Genomic DNA, 15,412 nt, shown 5'->3' with positions numbered 1-15,412 from the left:
CGATCGTTAGAACGATATGTAATTATATTGGTATAGAAAACCGAAGGGAGTCTTGTAATGGACATTTTATTAGCGCTTCTTCCTGCAATCGCATGGGGAAACATCTTATTAGTAAGCGTAAAAATGGGCGGTGGTGCATATAGCCAAACGGTAGGTATGACAATCGGTGCTCTATTCTTCGCAACAATTATGTATGTATTTACTCAACCAACTTTAACAATGACAGTCTTGATTGTTGGCTTTATTTCAGGTTTATTCTGGGCTTTAGGACAAGTAAACCAATTAAAAACAGTTGAAAAACTAGGTGTTTCAACTACTGTAACTATTTCTACTGGTATGCAACTTGTTGCAACTTCTATCTTTGGAGTTATCGCTTTCCGCGAGTGGACTACTACAACAACGATCGTTATGGGAACGATTGCAATCCTATTAATCGTAGTTGGTGTAGTATTCACATCATTAGATGATAAAGAAAATGCACAGCCACCAGGACAATTGAAAAAGGGACTTCTTACTTTAATTGTTTCTACTTTCGGCTATCTTGTATATGTAATTATTATTCGTTGGTTTAACATCGATGGTTGGTCTGCTATTTTACCACAGGCAGTTGGTATGTTCGTTGGTGCGGTTGTACTGACGTCTAAACATAAACCATTTAACAAATATGCCATCCGTAATGCTGTATCTGGTTTACTTTGGGGAACAGGAAACTTATTCTTACTTCTTTCATTACCACGTGTCGGAGTAGCGACAAGCTTCCCATTATCTCAAACTGGAATCGTTATCTCAACATTCGGTGCGATTGTCTTCTTAGGTGAAAAGAAAACAAAACGTCAATTGATCTTTATTGCACTAGGTAGTGTTTTAATTATCGGCGGCGCTGTATTGCTTGGTTTAACAAAAGCATAAACTTATATTCTATTAATAAACCCCTGAGGCGTATATGCTCCAGGGGTTTTTCGATTCCAATTGTTTTCTAAATATAATTATTTGTATGTTCTTGTCCCTTATAATTGTTCTTCCACTCTAGCAAACCAGCTACACATATAAAGAGATTAATAACAGCTAATATTAGCATAACGTATAAACCAGTGGAAATATAAATCACAATGCTAACTACGTTATATAAAATCCATAAATGCCAGTTTTCTAATATTTTTCGACTGAGCATAAATTGAGCTACTAATCCTAATACAGCATTTAAAGCGTCTAAATATGGACTTGTTGATTCTAAATAACGGACTTGATAATAACCCCAACCAATCCAAGCAACTAAAATAAAAATTATATAAAAAGCCCACTCTTTCAAATCTAAACGAACTGTTGCTTTTACCTCTCCCTCCCCACTACGTGCAATCCAATAATACCAACCATATACATTAAAGATAAATTGAAAAGCTGCCAATACCGCCATTGCATATAAACCTTGTGCAATAAAAATATACAGAAATACCGCAACAGTAATCATGCCAAATAAAAAGTTGGATACTTTTTCTCTTGCTAATAACCAAACATTAATAATCCCCATAATCGATGCAAAAATTTCAATATAACTCGATTGAATATACAATCCAACCAATACGCAAATTATACTAGAACTGAGTAAAAAAAGTGGACTTCTAACCATGATTATCTCTCCCCAGATGTGTAATAAATTCCCTATCACCAGTATAAGGAATAGCTCTCCCCTTTACCATGAATTTCCTGACCCTCGTTATCCATTCCACCTACGGTAAGTCTTTTCTTTTTACAAAATTCTCTTAAAGATGATATCGTTTTTTTATAACATATCTCTACTAGAAAGGAATAAAGGATATGCCTAATAAACATCGAATTTTATTTATTGGTGCCGGTCGTATGGCAGAAGCTATATTTGCTGGACTACTTACAACAAGTAAAGAATATATCGAAGAAATTATTGTTTCCAACCGAAGCAACATAGAAAAACTAACGCAATTACAAGCTCAATATGATCTATCGATTACAACTGATTGGAAGCAGCATATTAAATCTGTAGATACAATCGTTTTAGCAATGCCACCTGTCGCACATGAACAGCTATTAGCTGATCTATCCCCTCTTCTAACTGATCAATTTGTCGTGACAGTTGCTGCCGGAATCGGACCATCTTATCTAGAAGAAAGACTTCCCCAAGGGACACCCGTTGCTTGGATTATGCCAAATACAGCTGCTGGAATTGGAAAGTCTATCTCCTTATATACGACGGGACATTCTGTAGATGAAACACATCAAGAAACGTTACAACTTCTTTTAAAAGGTATCGGTACCTCACAGTTTTGTACCGAAGAAGAAGTTCACCAACTTACCGCAGTTACTGGTAGTGCACCTGCTTTTCTCTATCACTTTGCTGAAGGTTTAATTGAAGCAACGAAAAGCTATGGTATTGATGAGGAAACAGCAAAATACCTTGTCATTCAAATGATTGCTGGCTCTGCCGCTATGCTCCAGCAAAATCAGGATCCAGCTATGCTCCGCGAACAAGTAACAACACCAGGAGGTTCAACGGCTGAAGGCTTAAAAGTTTTATATGAAAATAATTTTTCAGAAGTCATTCAACAAGCAGTTGAAGCGACCAATAAAAAAGCTAGGGGGAATTAATATGACTTTAACAAGTTTAAACGACTATACAACATTACATAACGGCGTGAAAATGCCTTGGTTCGGCTTGGGTGTTTTTAAAGTTGAAGATGGTACAGAAGTAATTGATTCTGTAAAAGCAGCTATAAAAAATGGATACCGTAGTATCGATACTGCTGCGATATATAAAAACGAAGAAGGCGTTGGACAGGCAATTCAAGAATCTGGTATTCCTCGTGAAGAGTTATTCATCACTTCAAAAGTGTGGAATAGTGATCAAGGTTACGAGTCAACATTACAAGCATTTGAAACTACATTAGAAAAATTAGGTCTAGAATATTTAGATCTATACTTAGTACATTGGCCTGTAAAAGGAAAATACACTGAATCATGGAAAGCTTTAGAGAAACTTTATAAAGACGGTCGTGTGCGCGCTATTGGTGTGAGTAATTTCAACATTCACCACTTGCAAGACGTATTTGAAATTGCTGAAATCAAGCCAATGGTCAACCAAGTGGAATACCACCCTCGCTTAGCACAAGAAGAATTACATGCTTTCTGTAGAGAACATAACATCCAGCTTGAAGCTTGGTCACCATTAATGCAAGGGCAACTACTGGATAATCCAACATTACAAGAAATCGCTACAAAATATAATAAATCGACTGCACAAGTTATTTTACGCTGGGATTTACAAAACGAAGTTGTAACGATTCCTAAATCAATTAAAGAACACCGCATTATTGAAAATGCGAACATCTTCGACTTTGAATTAAGCTCGGATGATATGAAAGCAATTCAAGCTTTAAATGAAAATCATCGTGTCGGTCCAGATCCAGATAACTTTAACTTCTAGTAGGAAAACCACTGCTATATGCAGTGGTTTTTTCATTTTTAAAAAACTGAAAATTTAAACTATATTTCATTTGATTGACACTTCATTATCTAAGGTGTAAGATTTTGAATTATCAAAGAAACATAAAAATTAATAAAATTTATTCGTTTACTCATTGTATCAAGAGAGGTGGAGGGACTGGCCCTTTGAAACCTCGGCAGCAGGTTCATTTTGAATACTGTGCCACTTCCTGCAAGCTTTATGCTTGAAAGATAGAATGAGGGACTTCGTTTATATACGGGTGCATAACTTGTACGTAAAAATCCCTCTTTCTCAATCCGAAAAGAGGGATTTTTTATTTTTCATTTCCCTCATCATCATCCAATCTTATTAATTATCTAGGAGGAAAATCAAATGAAAAAGAAGTTTGTACCCGGTATTGCATCAGTTGTAGGAGTAAGTATTTTATTAACTGGTTGTGGTAGTTATAAAAACGAAGCGAGTGGAGCAAATGCAAAAGATGAGGCACCTAGTAAGCAAGTTTTAAACTTATCTTCACCTACTGAGATTCGAACAATGGATACAGCTCGTGCTACAGATACTGATTCTGGTCAAGTAATGAGAAACGTATTTGAAGGTTTGTATAATCTTGGTGAAGGTAATAAACCTGTTCCTGGTGTTGCAAAATCTCATGAAGTAAGTGGTGATAAAACGAAATACACATTCCATTTACGAGATTCAAAATGGTCAAACGGTACTCCTGTTACAGCGAAAGATTTTGTCTTCGCTTGGCAAAGAGCTGTCGACCCAGCAACAGCCTCTGAATATGCTTTTTTATTCTTTGATATTAAAAACGCTAAAAAAATTAATAGTAAAGAGCTTCCAGCCGATCAACTTGGTGTAAAAGCAGTTGATGACCATACGTTTGAAGTAGAATTAGAGCGTCCTGTTCCGTATTTTATTAGCTTAACGGCGTTCCCAACATTTCTACCAATCAACGAGGAATTCTTTAAAGCACAAGGTGATAAGTACGCTTTAGAAGATAACAAAATCTTGTACAACGGAGCTTTTACACTAAGCGATTGGAAGCATGAACAAAGCTTTAAATTTAAGAAAAACCCTACATATTGGGATAAAGATAATGTCAAACTCGAAGAAATCAATTTCAACGTTGTGAAAGAAAAATCAACAGAAGTAAATTTATTCGAATCCAAACAATTAGACCGTATAAAACTAACATCTGACTTCGTTGATAAATATAAAAAGGATGCTAACTTTAAAGAACGTCCGAACGTAGGCGTACAATTTTTACGTATGAATCAACAAAATAAAATACTTCAAAACGTTTCTGCGCGCCAAGCGATTGATCAAACTATTGATCGAAAATCCTTTGTAAATACGTTATTAAATGATGGCTCTACACCAACCTTTAGTCTCGTTCCAAAAAACTTTGCAAAAGGGCCTGATGGAAAAGACTTCCGTACTGCAAACGGCGATTTAACAAACGTTGATACAGCATCTGCACAAGAATTATGGAAGAAAGCAAAAAAAGAGCTTAGTTCTGAAAAGATAACATTAGAATTATTAACAAGTGATGGTGACCTTGAGAAGAAAACTGGTGAGTTCCTAAAAGGACAACTAGAAAAGAATTTAGATGGCTTAACGGTAAATATAAAACCGCAACCACGTAAACAACAAGTTTCACTCTTATTAAAAGGTGACTACGAGATTGGAATTGACGGTTGGAGCCCTGACTTTGCTGATCCAATTACATTCCTTGAACTATTTACGACGAATAACCCTTATAACTTAGATCATTACTCTAATAAAGAGTTTGATGACACAATTGAAAAAGTTAAAACTACCTTGGCTGGTGATGAAAAAGCTCGCTGGGAAGCGTTACTAGCATCAGAAAAAATATTATTTAAGGACTCTGTTATCGCTCCTCTTTACCAAAAAGGAGAATCTTATCTAGAGCGTTCTTATGTAAAAGGAATTGTACAAGTTGACTTTGCAGGCCAGTTAAACTTCAAGTGGGCAAAAATCGAAAATTAAATTGTAACTTTGATCAACGTTATCCCACCATACTAATTATTTTTTCATAAAATACATTAAAAGTAGATTCCTTAATACACGGGAATCTACTTTTTTAATATATTATTTCAAGAAATTAACATTCTATTTTTATTATTGACATATAGTTCTTTCCAGTGTTAATATTCTAAATAATCAAAGAGACGAAATATTTAACCATCAAAATGTAATGTCTACAAAGTTGAAACATATAACGTCAGATTATAGTTCAACATGTATATACATATAGAACACCTGATTACCTATATACACATATTTATAATAGGTTTTCTCTTCTGTAGCTACACTTCAAGACATGGACATTATGGCGTTACGAACAACACATTTAGGGAGGAAAGAACAATGAAAAAAAAGTTGTACCTGTTGTTGCATCTGTTTTAGGGGCAAGTCTATTACTAACTGCTTGCGGGGGAAATAAAGATAATGTAAGCGGAGCGAAAGCAAATGATAAAGCACCTGATAAACAGGCAATTAACTTATCATTCGCTTCAGAAATTCCAACAATGGATGTTGCAAAAGCAACGGATGGGGAATCCATGAACGTAATGCGAAATGTTTTTGAAGGTTTATATGCAGTGGGAGAAGATAATAAACCAATTCCTGGTGTTGCTGAGTCGGTTGACGTTAGTCCCGATAAAACAAAATATACATTCCACCTGCGTGATTCGAAATGGTCAAACGGTACTCCTGTTACAGCAAAGGACTTCGTCTTCGCTTGGCAACGTGCCGTAAATCCTGATACAGCAGCTGAATATGCATTCTTATTCTTCGATATACAGAATGCGAAACAAATAAATCAAAAACAATTGCCAATTGATCAACTAGGGGTCAAAGCTCTTGATGATAAAACTTTAGAAGTACAACTAGACCGTCCTGTTCCCTACTTCTTAAGCTTGACGACATTCTCAACATTCTTACCAATTAATGAAGATTACTTAAAATCCCAAGGTGATAAATATGGTTTAGAAACAAATCATTTAATTTACAACGGTGCCTTCACATTAGATAACTGGAAACATGAACAGAGCTTCCAATTGAAGAAGAACCCTAACTATTGGGATGCTAAAACTGTAAAATTAGAAGAAATCAACTTCAATGTCGTGAAAGATAAGTCTACAGAAGTTAACTTATATGATTCAGGACAAATTGATCGTGTTGCTTTAACTGCGGAGTTTGTTGATAAATATAAGGGCGATCCAAACTTCAAGGACCGCGCTGAAGTTGGTATTCAATTCTTACGACTCAATCAAAAAAATGAAACATTAAAAAATCAACATGCACGCCTTGCTATTAACGGCGCAATGAATAAAAAAGCATACGTAGAAACAATTTTAAATAACGGTGCTGTTCCAGCAGAAGGAATGGTTCCTGCGAAATTCGCAAAAAGTCCAGACGGTAATGACTTCCGTAAAGAGAATGGAAATCTAGTCAAAGATGATATGAAATCCGCAAAAGAAAACTGGAAAAAAGCGAAACAAGAACTTGGTACTGACAAAGTAACAATTGAACTATTAACAAGTGATAATGCTTTAGCTAAGAAAACTGGTGAATATTTAAAAGGTGAATTAGAAAAGAATCTAGATGGATTAACAGTGAATTTAAAACCTCAACCACGTAAACAACAGTTAAAACTACTATTAAGTGGTGATTACGAAATCGGAATCGATGGCTGGGGCCCTGACTTCGCGGATCCTATTACATTCTTAGATCTATTCACAACAGATAGTGCTTATAACTTCGATAAATACTCTAACAAAGAGTACGACGAGCTTATTCGTAAAGTAAAAACTGATTTAGCTGGTGATGAAAAAGGTCGCTGGGAAGCAATGAAGCAAGCTGAAAAAATCTTATTACAAGATGGTGCTGTTGCTCCTTTATACCAACAAGGGCGCTCTTACTTACAACGCGGATTTATTAAAGGACTTGTAACAACTGACTTCGGCGGTGAATTTAACTACAAGTGGACAGAAGTTGCAAAATAATAAGTACTAATAAAAAAGGTATCCTTCGTGGGATACCTTTTTTACTTTATACTTCTTTAACTACAGAGCTTCTTCTCTTTACCATTCCTTTTATAACTAGAGTAATTCCCGCTATCAATTGTGTAACTAGTATAATGAGTAATAATGAAATAACATTTACCTTTAAATTAACTCCACCAAATATTATTGTATAATAACCATTCGCTGCGTATGTTGCGGGAAATAACTCACCGATTATTTGATATGTTTTAGAAAGCATCTCGTGTGGTACTATTACACCCGAACTTACAAGTTGTAACGATAGAGAGATAATATTAAAAATCATACCTGCATTTCCGAAAACAGTTATAAACATTTGTGTTAATGAAAGAAATGCGAAGAAGACTATCGCTTGAAACACCCATATACCCCATACTGTTTCGTGCATTTCAATTTGGAATCCTTTCATTAAACCAATTGTAATACATGCAAGTAAAATTGATACTGTACCGTTAATGATTTGTCTTGATACGAAATTACTCCAACCGTTCTTTACTTCCTTTGCAACTTTTGATAGTTCCATACTCATGATCATTGCTCCTACAAATGAAGCTAATACCATCATTAATGGTACCATGTTAGCCGAAAATCCTTTGACATCATTTACTTTATGAACTGTAAAACCAATTGAATCTTCGGTTAACCCTTTTATCACTTCTACATTCTCAGGTCCTACAGCTTGTAATTTCCCAACAATCGCTTGTTCTTTATGACTTGCTATCTCTTTATTCACATTATCTCGAATTTGCTTTGCTGCTCCTTCCATCATTTGCTTTGCCATCATGGCATTCGCTTGATTAATGTGAAAGTTTAAATTTGCTTTTCCTGTTTCATTTATATCTTTTGAAAAAGAAGCTGGAATTTCAATAATCATATCGTACACATGATCATTCATTTCTTCGTTTGCTTTTTCCATAGACCGTTCTTTCTTCACTTGAAATGGTAAATTTCTCTGTAAGCCTTCTGCTATTTTACTCCCTATATTCCCATCCTCATTCACAATAGCAATACGCATTTGATCTGCTCTTTCGTTCACTCCATCATACGCCGTTAACCACACACAAAAGAAAATAAGTTGGAACGATAGAGCTACTACCATTCCCACATACGTACCTGGTCGTTTTAAAAACTGTTTTAATGTATCCATCTTCGCGCTCTCCTGTTCAGCAAGCAAGCACTTGCTTGCATTTTATTTTAAATAAATACTAGGGTCTTAAAGCCCTAGTATATAAAACTATATTATTCTCAATAAATTTCTCATCATCAATTTCCATAAGTCGGTTTTCAAAACGCAATTTAGATAGAAAGTAACCAAAATTAATCCATATAAAATTCATTACTTGCGCTTCAATATTTGTATGAATAATCTTTCCCTGTTCCTGCATCTTGGCAAAATAAATTATTAATTCCTCTTTTAATCCTTTTGGAATTTTCGAGATTTCCTCATCTAATTCAGGAAATTCTCTCGCCTCACGTATACCGATAGAAATAATATCTTTTATGCTATTTAAAAATTTATGATAATGCCTTGCTAAGTTCTTTAAATCAGTTTCTAATTCCCACACAATTTCTGTTTGCAAAAATTGTTTTAAATGCGGTATATATGAAAATTCAGCAACCGCCGCTTCAATAACGCCCTTCTTACTTTTAAAATTGCGGAATATCGTTACTTCATTAACACCAGCACGCATTGCAATTTCTTTCGTCGTTGCTGCCGTATATCCTTTTTCTTTCACTAATTCAATTGCCGCTTGAATGATTTTTTCTGCTGTCTTTGAGCGCGCCATAAAACCCTCTCTTCCTTATGCAAGTGATCACTTACATTTTGATTATATTACTTTTCTAATAATTGTCAATAATTCTCTTTCGCTTCTTTTTGCATTTCAGTACCTCCTCACAACTTAAATTTACCATATACATACAAATCCTTTTTGATTTAAATTGCGGACTAATCCTTGAAGCTATGAGAAAATAATTTATTTTCATCACATACATAATTACATGAAATTAGGAAAAACTTGTATAGAAAGAAGTTACATAAGGAGGAATTTATAATGAGAATTTTACTATCAATTTTATTAGCTCTTATGCTAGTACCTGCATTAACAGGATGTAAAGCTCCTGCAAAAGAAGACACAACTTCTAATAAAAAGACTACAGAAGAGGCAAAGAATGAAGCGCCTGCTGATTTAAAACTAAACTTTAATGAATTTGATTTAAAGGCAGACTATCAAGATACAAAGAAAGACTACGAAGCTGATTATAAAAATGTAGCAGCCGATAAAAAAATGGAAGCAAAAGTTGAAGACCATAAAGCAGATGTAAAATTAACAGGCGACGAGGCTATTACAAAATTAAGCCCACTTCTACAAGAGTTGAAATTTGATAAAGATACTCCTGACCAAGAAGTAATTGATCAAGTAGTAAATGTATTCAAACTTGATAAAGACTATCAAAAATTCGCTTTAGAAGTTGTCTTCTCTGATGGAACGAAAAAAGAATATAAGAAAGAAATAAAATAAAGAAGTAGGCGGTTGCCTACTTCTTTATTTTTTAATTTTTACGTATCTTAGTTCTGGACTAGAACCAATAATGAATTGGACGCCAGATACTGATGATTTTTGTAAATACGAAGAGCTTGGGAAAATAATTGGGATCAATGGTGTATCATCAAACATAATATCTTCTGCTTTATGCAATATATCAAAACGTTTATTTTCATCTTGTTCTGTTTTTGCTTGATTAATTAAATTATCAAATTCTTTATTGTACCACTTCGCATAGTTACTCGGACCATCACCTGCATATAATTCTAAACGGGCACTAGGGTCTAAGTTAGAACCTCCCCACCCCATATAAGCTAATTGGAAATCACTTTGCTTGTATGTGTCGATGTAACTCTTCCACTCTTTATTTTCTAATTTAATATCTACACCAAGGTTTTTCTTAAACATTTCTTGCATTGCTTCTGCTACTTTTTTATGTTGTGTATCTGTAGTGAATTTTAATGTTACTTCAGGTAATGTAGACCATCCTTGCTCTTTCATACCTTCTTCTAATAATTTTTTCGCTTCCGCTGGATCAAATTTTACGTAATCGCCTTTTTCTTTACGGAAATCACGACCACCTTGTGTTTTTGCCCCTTCTGGAACAAAAGCATATGCTGCTTGTGCATTATTTTTATACAATTTTTCAACGATAAATTTACGATCAACTGCTAATGAAAATGCTTTACGTACTTTTGCATTTGTAAATGGCTCTTTTTCTACGTTAAAGGAATAAATATAAGATGAAAATCCTGCAACACGTTTATATTCTTTATTTTCTTTTTCTTTCTCAATCATCTCTTGTGGTAAACCACTTAGTAAATCTAATTCTTTTGATTTAAATAATTGATACGCTGTTTTAGAGTCTGGAATAATACGAAACTCAATTTCTTTTAATGTTACCTTTTTATCATAGTATTCTTTATTTTTTTGTACTGTAATTGCTTGGTTATGCTTCCATTCTTTTAACGTGAATGGTCCGTTCGTAATTAACTCTTTTGGGTCTGTTTTTAATTTATTATTATCATCAATTGATTTTTTAGGTAATGGAATAAATAATGAACTTGCTAGCTTTTGTTTGAAAGAAGCAACTGGATATTCAAGTGTTACTTTTAACGTTTGAGGATTAACCACTTGAATCCCAACTTGTCCCTCTTCACCTTTTCCAGTATTATATGCCTCTGCACCTTTAATAAAGTACATTTCTGTCGCATTCATAGAACCCGTTTTCGGATTTAATAATCGCTTCCATGCAAACTCAAAATCATTTGCTGTAATAGGAGAACCATCTGACCATTTAATATCTTTCTTTAAATGAATTGTATATTCAGTCCCATCAGCATTTACTTCTTCTTTATCCGCTAACTCATTATGGATTTTCCCATTGTTATCCTCAGTATATAGACTTGAAAATAAATTCCCAATTACATATCTCGAAGTAGTATCTGTCGCAATAGCGGAATCAAGTGTATATGGATCACTACCGATATTCGTTACTAATCGATCTCCTTCACCCTTACCAGCACTTGCCTTTTGCGTCTCTTTCTTACCGCAAGCAACAGAAGTAATTGCTAAAACAGTCATAATGACAAACAGTAAAAACTTCTTCATCCTACATTCTCCTTTAACCTGAAATTTTTGGTGTTGATGCTAATAATGTTTTTGTATAAGAATGTTGTGGATTACGGAATACTTCATCCGTATTTCCAAATTCAACAAGTTCTCCTTTATATAGGACAGCCACTTTTTCACATAAATAGTGAACCATCGGTAAATCATGTGCGATAAATAAATATGTATAGCCTTGTTCCTTTTGAATCTTTTGCAGTAGATGTATAATTTGGATTTGCAGTGAAACATCTAATGCTGAAATTGGTTCATCAAGGATTAAAACTTCTGGCTCACATAATAACGCTCTTGCAATAGCAATACGTTGACGTTGTCCCCCGCTAAATTCATGCGGATAACGATCAATATATCTTCTATCTAATCCAACACGCTCTAGTGCATCACCTGCGACTTTATCTTTCAATCCTTTATCGCCTAAACCGAATGAAATATAGCCTTCTGTTACAATATCTCGTACTTTCCAACGCGGATTTAATGCAGCTGTGGAATCTTGAAAAATGAACTGTACTTTCTGCAAGAAATCCCGCTTATGAGCTGATTTCAGCTTGTGAACAACTTGACCGTTATAATCAATTTCACCAGACGTTGGACGCTCGATCCCAGCTATGAGCTTACCAAGTGTTGTCTTTCCAGAACCACTTTCTCCAATAATGCCAAGCGTTGTTCCTTTTGGGATAGAAAGTGATATACCTTTTAACGCTGCGATTTCTTTATTTTTACTTCCATACGTTTTCGTTACTTGCTTTACAGTAATCAAATCTGTCGTCATGAGGCATTCACCTTCTCTTTTGATTTCGCTTTATTATGCTCCAGAATATGTTGCCAGCAATGTGAGCTATGCTCCTCAGAATATGTCGTTCTCTCTGGGAAGCGATGAATACATTCTTTTATCGCTACAGGACAACGATTCACAAACGGGCATCCAAAACTATTTAACGTTTCAATTGAAGGCGTTGTTCCCTCAATTGCTCTAAGTACCTTTTCTGAATCATCCATATTCGGAATTGCTTGCAATAAACTTTTTGTGTAAGGGTGCTTAGGTGAGCCAATTACTTCTTGAATCGTTCCTTTTTCAACAACACGTCCCCCGTACATAACTACTACTCGGTCAGCTACTTCACGTACAAGTGCCAAATCATGTGTAATTAATAAAATACTCGTATTTTGTTTTTCCTTTCTTTCTTTTAACAACTCCATAATTTGCTTTTGAATCGTTACATCTAATGCTGTTGTAGGTTCATCTGCAATAACGAGCTTCGGGTGACAAGCAAATGCAATTGCTAAACAAATACGCTGCCTCATACCTCCGCTTAACTGATACGGGTATTGTTCAAAGCGTTTCTCTGCTTCATGTATCCCTAAATCATTTAGTAAGTTAATTGCAATTTCTTTTGCCTCTTTTTTCGATTTCTTTTCATGCTGCACAATTACTTCTGTAATTTGTCTTCCCACCTTCATCGTCGGATTTAAAGATGAAAGCGGGTCTTGAAAGATAAAGGAAATATCTTTCCCGCGAATTTGATTCCATTCTGATTCCTGTAAATTAGTTAATTCCTTTGATTTGAAAGATATATCTCCATCATCAATATGAATCGATTCTTGATTTAAGCCGATAATAGATTGTGCTGTAACACTTTTTCCTGAACCACTTTCTCCTACAAGTGCAACAATCTCACCTTCGTTAATAGAAAAGGAGACATGCTTCACAATTGCTTGCTTACTATTCTCTTTTTCAACGGCTAACGTTACGTTTTCTAAAGATAAGATTTGTGCCATGTTTTTTCTCCTTTCGATTACGTTTTACGATTTTCGGATCAATCGCATCTTGCAAACCATCACCAATCGCATTAAATGCGAACATGATTAGTGCAATCATGATTGCCGGGAAGAAAAGTTGCCACCACTCTCCGCTTAGTAATGTCCCGAGTGCATCGTTTGTCATCGTGCCCCAGCTCGCTGCTGGTGATTGTACTCCAAGTCCGATAAAACTTAAAAATGATTCTGAGAAAATAGCTGCTGGAATTGTAAATGATAAATTTACGATAATAATCCCTGTTAAGTTTGGAATTAAATGTCCGTATATAATTTTCATATGAGGTGTACCTAATCGCTCTGCTGCAATAACAAATTCTCTTTGTTTCAATGAAAGTACTTGCGCCCGAATGAGACGTGCCATGCCAATCCATCCCGTTAACGCAAGAGCTATAATAATTGTAAAAAGTCCTGGTTTCATAATGATTAATAGTAAAATAACAATTAATAAATATGGGATACCGTATAACACTTCAATCCCTCTTATAATCCACTCATCAATTAACGTTCCAAGACGATTACGCCCTCTCACATATCCACTAAAACCTCCGATAAGTACACCAAGCCCTATATCGAGAGCTGCTGCTACCAATCCAACTGTTAATGAAATTTTCCCACCAGCCCAAGTACGCGCCCAAATATCTCTCCCTAAATCGTCTGTTCCGAACCAATGCTCACTACTAGGCGGTAAATTAGTTGCTTCTTTTACTTGTTCACTCGCAGTAAATGACGTTAAACTTTCGCCAATAAGCGAGAAAACAATAATTAGTAATAACGTCACTGCCCCTAAAACTGCTATAGGATTTGATACAAACTTGCGAAACACTTCCTTTTTTCGGCTAATCGTTTGCTGATCTTTATTTATCGTTAATTCTTTTTTCTCTTCATTCGTTAATAACTGGTCATTAATTTCATAAGCCCCCATTTAAACATCACCCTCCTTACGTAATAGAACGAATGCGCGGATCAACAATACGATGAATGATATCTGTAATAAAAATACATACAATTAATAGCGCACTATAGAAAATGGTTGTTCCCATAATAACCGGATAATCTCGGTTAAAAATACTATCTACAAAATATTTTCCTAAACCAGGAATTGAAAAGATTTTTTCAATAACAAAAGTCCCTGTTAAAAGTCCAGCCATTAATGGGCCAACAAATGTAAGTACCGGAACAATCGCATTTCGAAGAGCATGTCTTATAATGATTTTCTTAATTGGTATACCTTTCGCTCTCGCTAGCTTAATATAATCACTCTGCAACACTTCAATCATATTAGAGCGAACAAATCTTGTAATAACTGCGATTGGCCCGAGCGCTAATGCGAAGGAAGGTAATACAGTATGCTCAAATGTTCCCCAAGACGCCACTGGTAATAATTCAAATTGTATGGCGAATACTTGTATAAATAGTGGCGCTAAAATAAAACTAGGAATAGAAATACCGAGAATCGCAAGCAAGCTCACACTATAATCAATCACTTTCCCATGATATAGCGCGGCAAATGTACCTGCTGCAATTCCAACTAACAATGAAATAATAAGTGCTTGTAAACCAATAATCGCTGATGGACCAAAGCCTGTCGTTATAATTTCTGATACACCTTGCCCCGTCGATTGAACGGATTCACCAAAATCAAAATGCACTACGCCATCTAAATAAGCAACATATTGATTCCATAACGGTTCATCAAGGTGATACTTCGCTCTCATGTTTTGTATTACTTCTTCAGGAAAGATTTTCGCATCTGATGAAAATGGATCCCCTGGAATAATATGCATAATCAAAAATGTTACTGTCGTAATAACCCATAGTGTAAATACCATAACCGATAGTTTTTTAATCACATACACTTCAATAACCCCCTAAAC

The 15,412-nt window shown here is 35.1% G+C and carries 13 protein-coding genes, 1 pseudogene and 1 riboswitch; of the genes and pseudogenes, 6 read left to right on the top strand and 8 right to left on the bottom strand.

Going from position 1 to position 15,412, the window contains the following annotated elements; translation table 11 throughout:
* The first annotated feature begins 57 nt into the window (after window positions 1-57).
* Complete coding sequence (locus ACFVQC_RS25200) at window positions 58-909, top strand: GRP family sugar transporter (protein ID WP_377899549.1); 852 nt, start codon at window positions 58-60, stop codon at window positions 907-909.
* 67 nt (window positions 910-976) lie between these two features.
* Here ACFVQC_RS25200 and pnuC read toward each other — a convergent pair whose 3' ends face one another.
* Entirely contained in the window at window positions 977-1,627 is a 651-nt protein-coding gene (gene pnuC / locus ACFVQC_RS25195) for a nicotinamide riboside transporter PnuC (protein WP_377899548.1), read from the bottom strand.
* A gap of 188 nt (window positions 1,628-1,815) precedes the next feature.
* On the opposite strand from pnuC, the gene proC reads away from it, so the two are divergent.
* The 4 genes and pseudogenes from proC to ACFVQC_RS25175 form a co-directional block, all read left to right on the top strand.
* Window positions 1,816-2,619 (top strand): pyrroline-5-carboxylate reductase, encoded by an 804-nt coding sequence (gene proC, locus ACFVQC_RS25190; protein WP_377899547.1) that lies wholly within the window; start codon window positions 1,816-1,818, stop codon window positions 2,617-2,619.
* 1 nt (window position 2,620) lies between these two features.
* Window positions 2,621-3,454 (top strand): aldo/keto reductase, encoded by an 834-nt coding sequence (locus ACFVQC_RS25185; protein WP_377899545.1) that lies wholly within the window; start codon window positions 2,621-2,623, stop codon window positions 3,452-3,454.
* 153 nt (window positions 3,455-3,607) lie between these two features.
* A riboswitch (SAM riboswitch) is annotated at window positions 3,608-3,712 on the top strand.
* 135 nt (window positions 3,713-3,847) lie between these two features.
* A complete protein-coding gene (locus ACFVQC_RS25180) occupies window positions 3,848-5,488 on the top strand; it encodes a peptide ABC transporter substrate-binding protein (RefSeq protein WP_377899544.1) in 1,641 nt (546 codons plus the stop codon).
* A gap of 383 nt (window positions 5,489-5,871) precedes the next feature.
* Window positions 5,872-7,509, top strand: a pseudogene (locus tag ACFVQC_RS25175) (peptide ABC transporter substrate-binding protein); the annotation flags it as partial.
* Between the two features lie 46 nt (window positions 7,510-7,555).
* On the opposite strand, the gene ACFVQC_RS25170 reads toward ACFVQC_RS25175, so the two are convergent.
* Both ACFVQC_RS25170 and ACFVQC_RS25165 read right to left on the bottom strand, forming a co-directional pair.
* Window positions 7,556-8,695 (bottom strand): YhgE/Pip domain-containing protein, encoded by a 1,140-nt coding sequence (locus ACFVQC_RS25170; protein ID WP_377899543.1) that lies wholly within the window; start codon window positions 8,693-8,695, stop codon window positions 7,556-7,558.
* A gap of 58 nt (window positions 8,696-8,753) precedes the next feature.
* The gene (locus ACFVQC_RS25165; RefSeq protein ID WP_377899542.1) at window positions 8,754-9,335 is read right to left on the bottom strand and encodes a TetR/AcrR family transcriptional regulator; all 582 of its coding nucleotides are present in this window, start codon (window positions 9,333-9,335) and stop codon (window positions 8,754-8,756) included.
* Window positions 9,336-9,602: 267 nt separating this feature from the next.
* Here ACFVQC_RS25165 and ACFVQC_RS25160 point away from each other — a divergent pair, with 267 nt between their 5' ends.
* A complete protein-coding gene (locus tag ACFVQC_RS25160; RefSeq protein WP_377899541.1) occupies window positions 9,603-10,070 on the top strand; it encodes a YusW family protein in 468 nt (155 codons plus the stop codon).
* A 24-nt stretch (window positions 10,071-10,094) separates the two neighbouring features.
* Here the strand turns inward: ACFVQC_RS25160 and ACFVQC_RS25155 are convergent, their stop codons facing one another.
* The 5 genes from ACFVQC_RS25155 to ACFVQC_RS25135 are packed head-to-tail and all read right to left on the bottom strand — an operon-like array spanning window position 10,095 to window position 15,394.
* On the bottom strand, window positions 10,095-11,705 hold the full coding sequence (locus ACFVQC_RS25155) for a peptide ABC transporter substrate-binding protein (RefSeq protein ID WP_377899540.1): 1,611 nt from the start codon (window positions 11,703-11,705) through the stop codon (window positions 10,095-10,097).
* Window positions 11,706-11,718: 13 nt separating this feature from the next.
* Window positions 11,719-12,492, bottom strand: coding sequence for an ABC transporter ATP-binding protein (locus ACFVQC_RS25150; RefSeq protein WP_002159574.1), 774 nt, complete (start codon window positions 12,490-12,492; stop codon window positions 11,719-11,721).
* Window positions 12,489-13,499 carry an ABC transporter ATP-binding protein gene (locus ACFVQC_RS25145; RefSeq protein WP_002151284.1) on the bottom strand — a complete coding sequence of 337 codons (1,011 nt, stop codon included), beginning with the start codon at window positions 13,497-13,499 and terminating at the stop codon, window positions 12,489-12,491. The genes ACFVQC_RS25150 and ACFVQC_RS25145 overlap by 4 nt, the downstream gene beginning before the upstream one ends.
* Window positions 13,456-14,460: an ABC transporter permease gene (locus ACFVQC_RS25140; RefSeq protein WP_377891748.1), complete on the bottom strand. Its 1,005-nt coding sequence runs from the start codon at window positions 14,458-14,460 to the stop codon at window positions 13,456-13,458. Before ACFVQC_RS25140 ends, ACFVQC_RS25145 begins: the two co-directional genes overlap by 44 nt.
* A gap of 16 nt (window positions 14,461-14,476) precedes the next feature.
* Window positions 14,477-15,394 (bottom strand): ABC transporter permease, encoded by a 918-nt coding sequence (locus ACFVQC_RS25135; protein ID WP_016095104.1) that lies wholly within the window; start codon window positions 15,392-15,394, stop codon window positions 14,477-14,479.
* Window positions 15,395-15,412 lie beyond the last annotated feature (18 nt).

Source organism: Bacillus sp. NPDC057893, from assembly GCF_042796455.1.
Classification (GTDB): domain Bacteria; phylum Bacillota; class Bacilli; order Bacillales; family Bacillaceae_G; genus Bacillus_A.
This window is presented reverse-complemented; position numbering and strand designations above follow the sequence as displayed.

Coding starts and splice junctions, on each gene's coding strand:
- ACFVQC_RS25200 (WP_377899549.1), top strand. CDS start 58: ATGGACATTTTATTAGCGCTTCTTCCTGCAATCGCATGGGGAAACATC.
- pnuC (WP_377899548.1), bottom strand. CDS start 1,627: ATGGTTAGAAGTCCACTTTTTTTACTCAGTTCTAGTATAATTTGCGTA.
- proC (WP_377899547.1), top strand. CDS start 1,816: ATGCCTAATAAACATCGAATTTTATTTATTGGTGCCGGTCGTATGGCA.
- ACFVQC_RS25185 (WP_377899545.1), top strand. CDS start 2,621: ATGACTTTAACAAGTTTAAACGACTATACAACATTACATAACGGCGTG.
- ACFVQC_RS25180 (WP_377899544.1), top strand. CDS start 3,848: ATGAAAAAGAAGTTTGTACCCGGTATTGCATCAGTTGTAGGAGTAAGT.
- ACFVQC_RS25170 (WP_377899543.1), bottom strand. CDS start 8,695: ATGGATACATTAAAACAGTTTTTAAAACGACCAGGTACGTATGTGGGA.
- ACFVQC_RS25165 (WP_377899542.1), bottom strand. CDS start 9,335: ATGGCGCGCTCAAAGACAGCAGAAAAAATCATTCAAGCGGCAATTGAA.
- ACFVQC_RS25160 (WP_377899541.1), top strand. CDS start 9,603: ATGAGAATTTTACTATCAATTTTATTAGCTCTTATGCTAGTACCTGCA.
- ACFVQC_RS25155 (WP_377899540.1), bottom strand. CDS start 11,705: ATGAAGAAGTTTTTACTGTTTGTCATTATGACTGTTTTAGCAATTACT.
- ACFVQC_RS25150 (WP_002159574.1), bottom strand. CDS start 12,492: ATGACGACAGATTTGATTACTGTAAAGCAAGTAACGAAAACGTATGGA.
- ACFVQC_RS25145 (WP_002151284.1), bottom strand. CDS start 13,499: ATGGCACAAATCTTATCTTTAGAAAACGTAACGTTAGCCGTTGAAAAA.
- ACFVQC_RS25140 (WP_377891748.1), bottom strand. CDS start 14,460: ATGGGGGCTTATGAAATTAATGACCAGTTATTAACGAATGAAGAGAAA.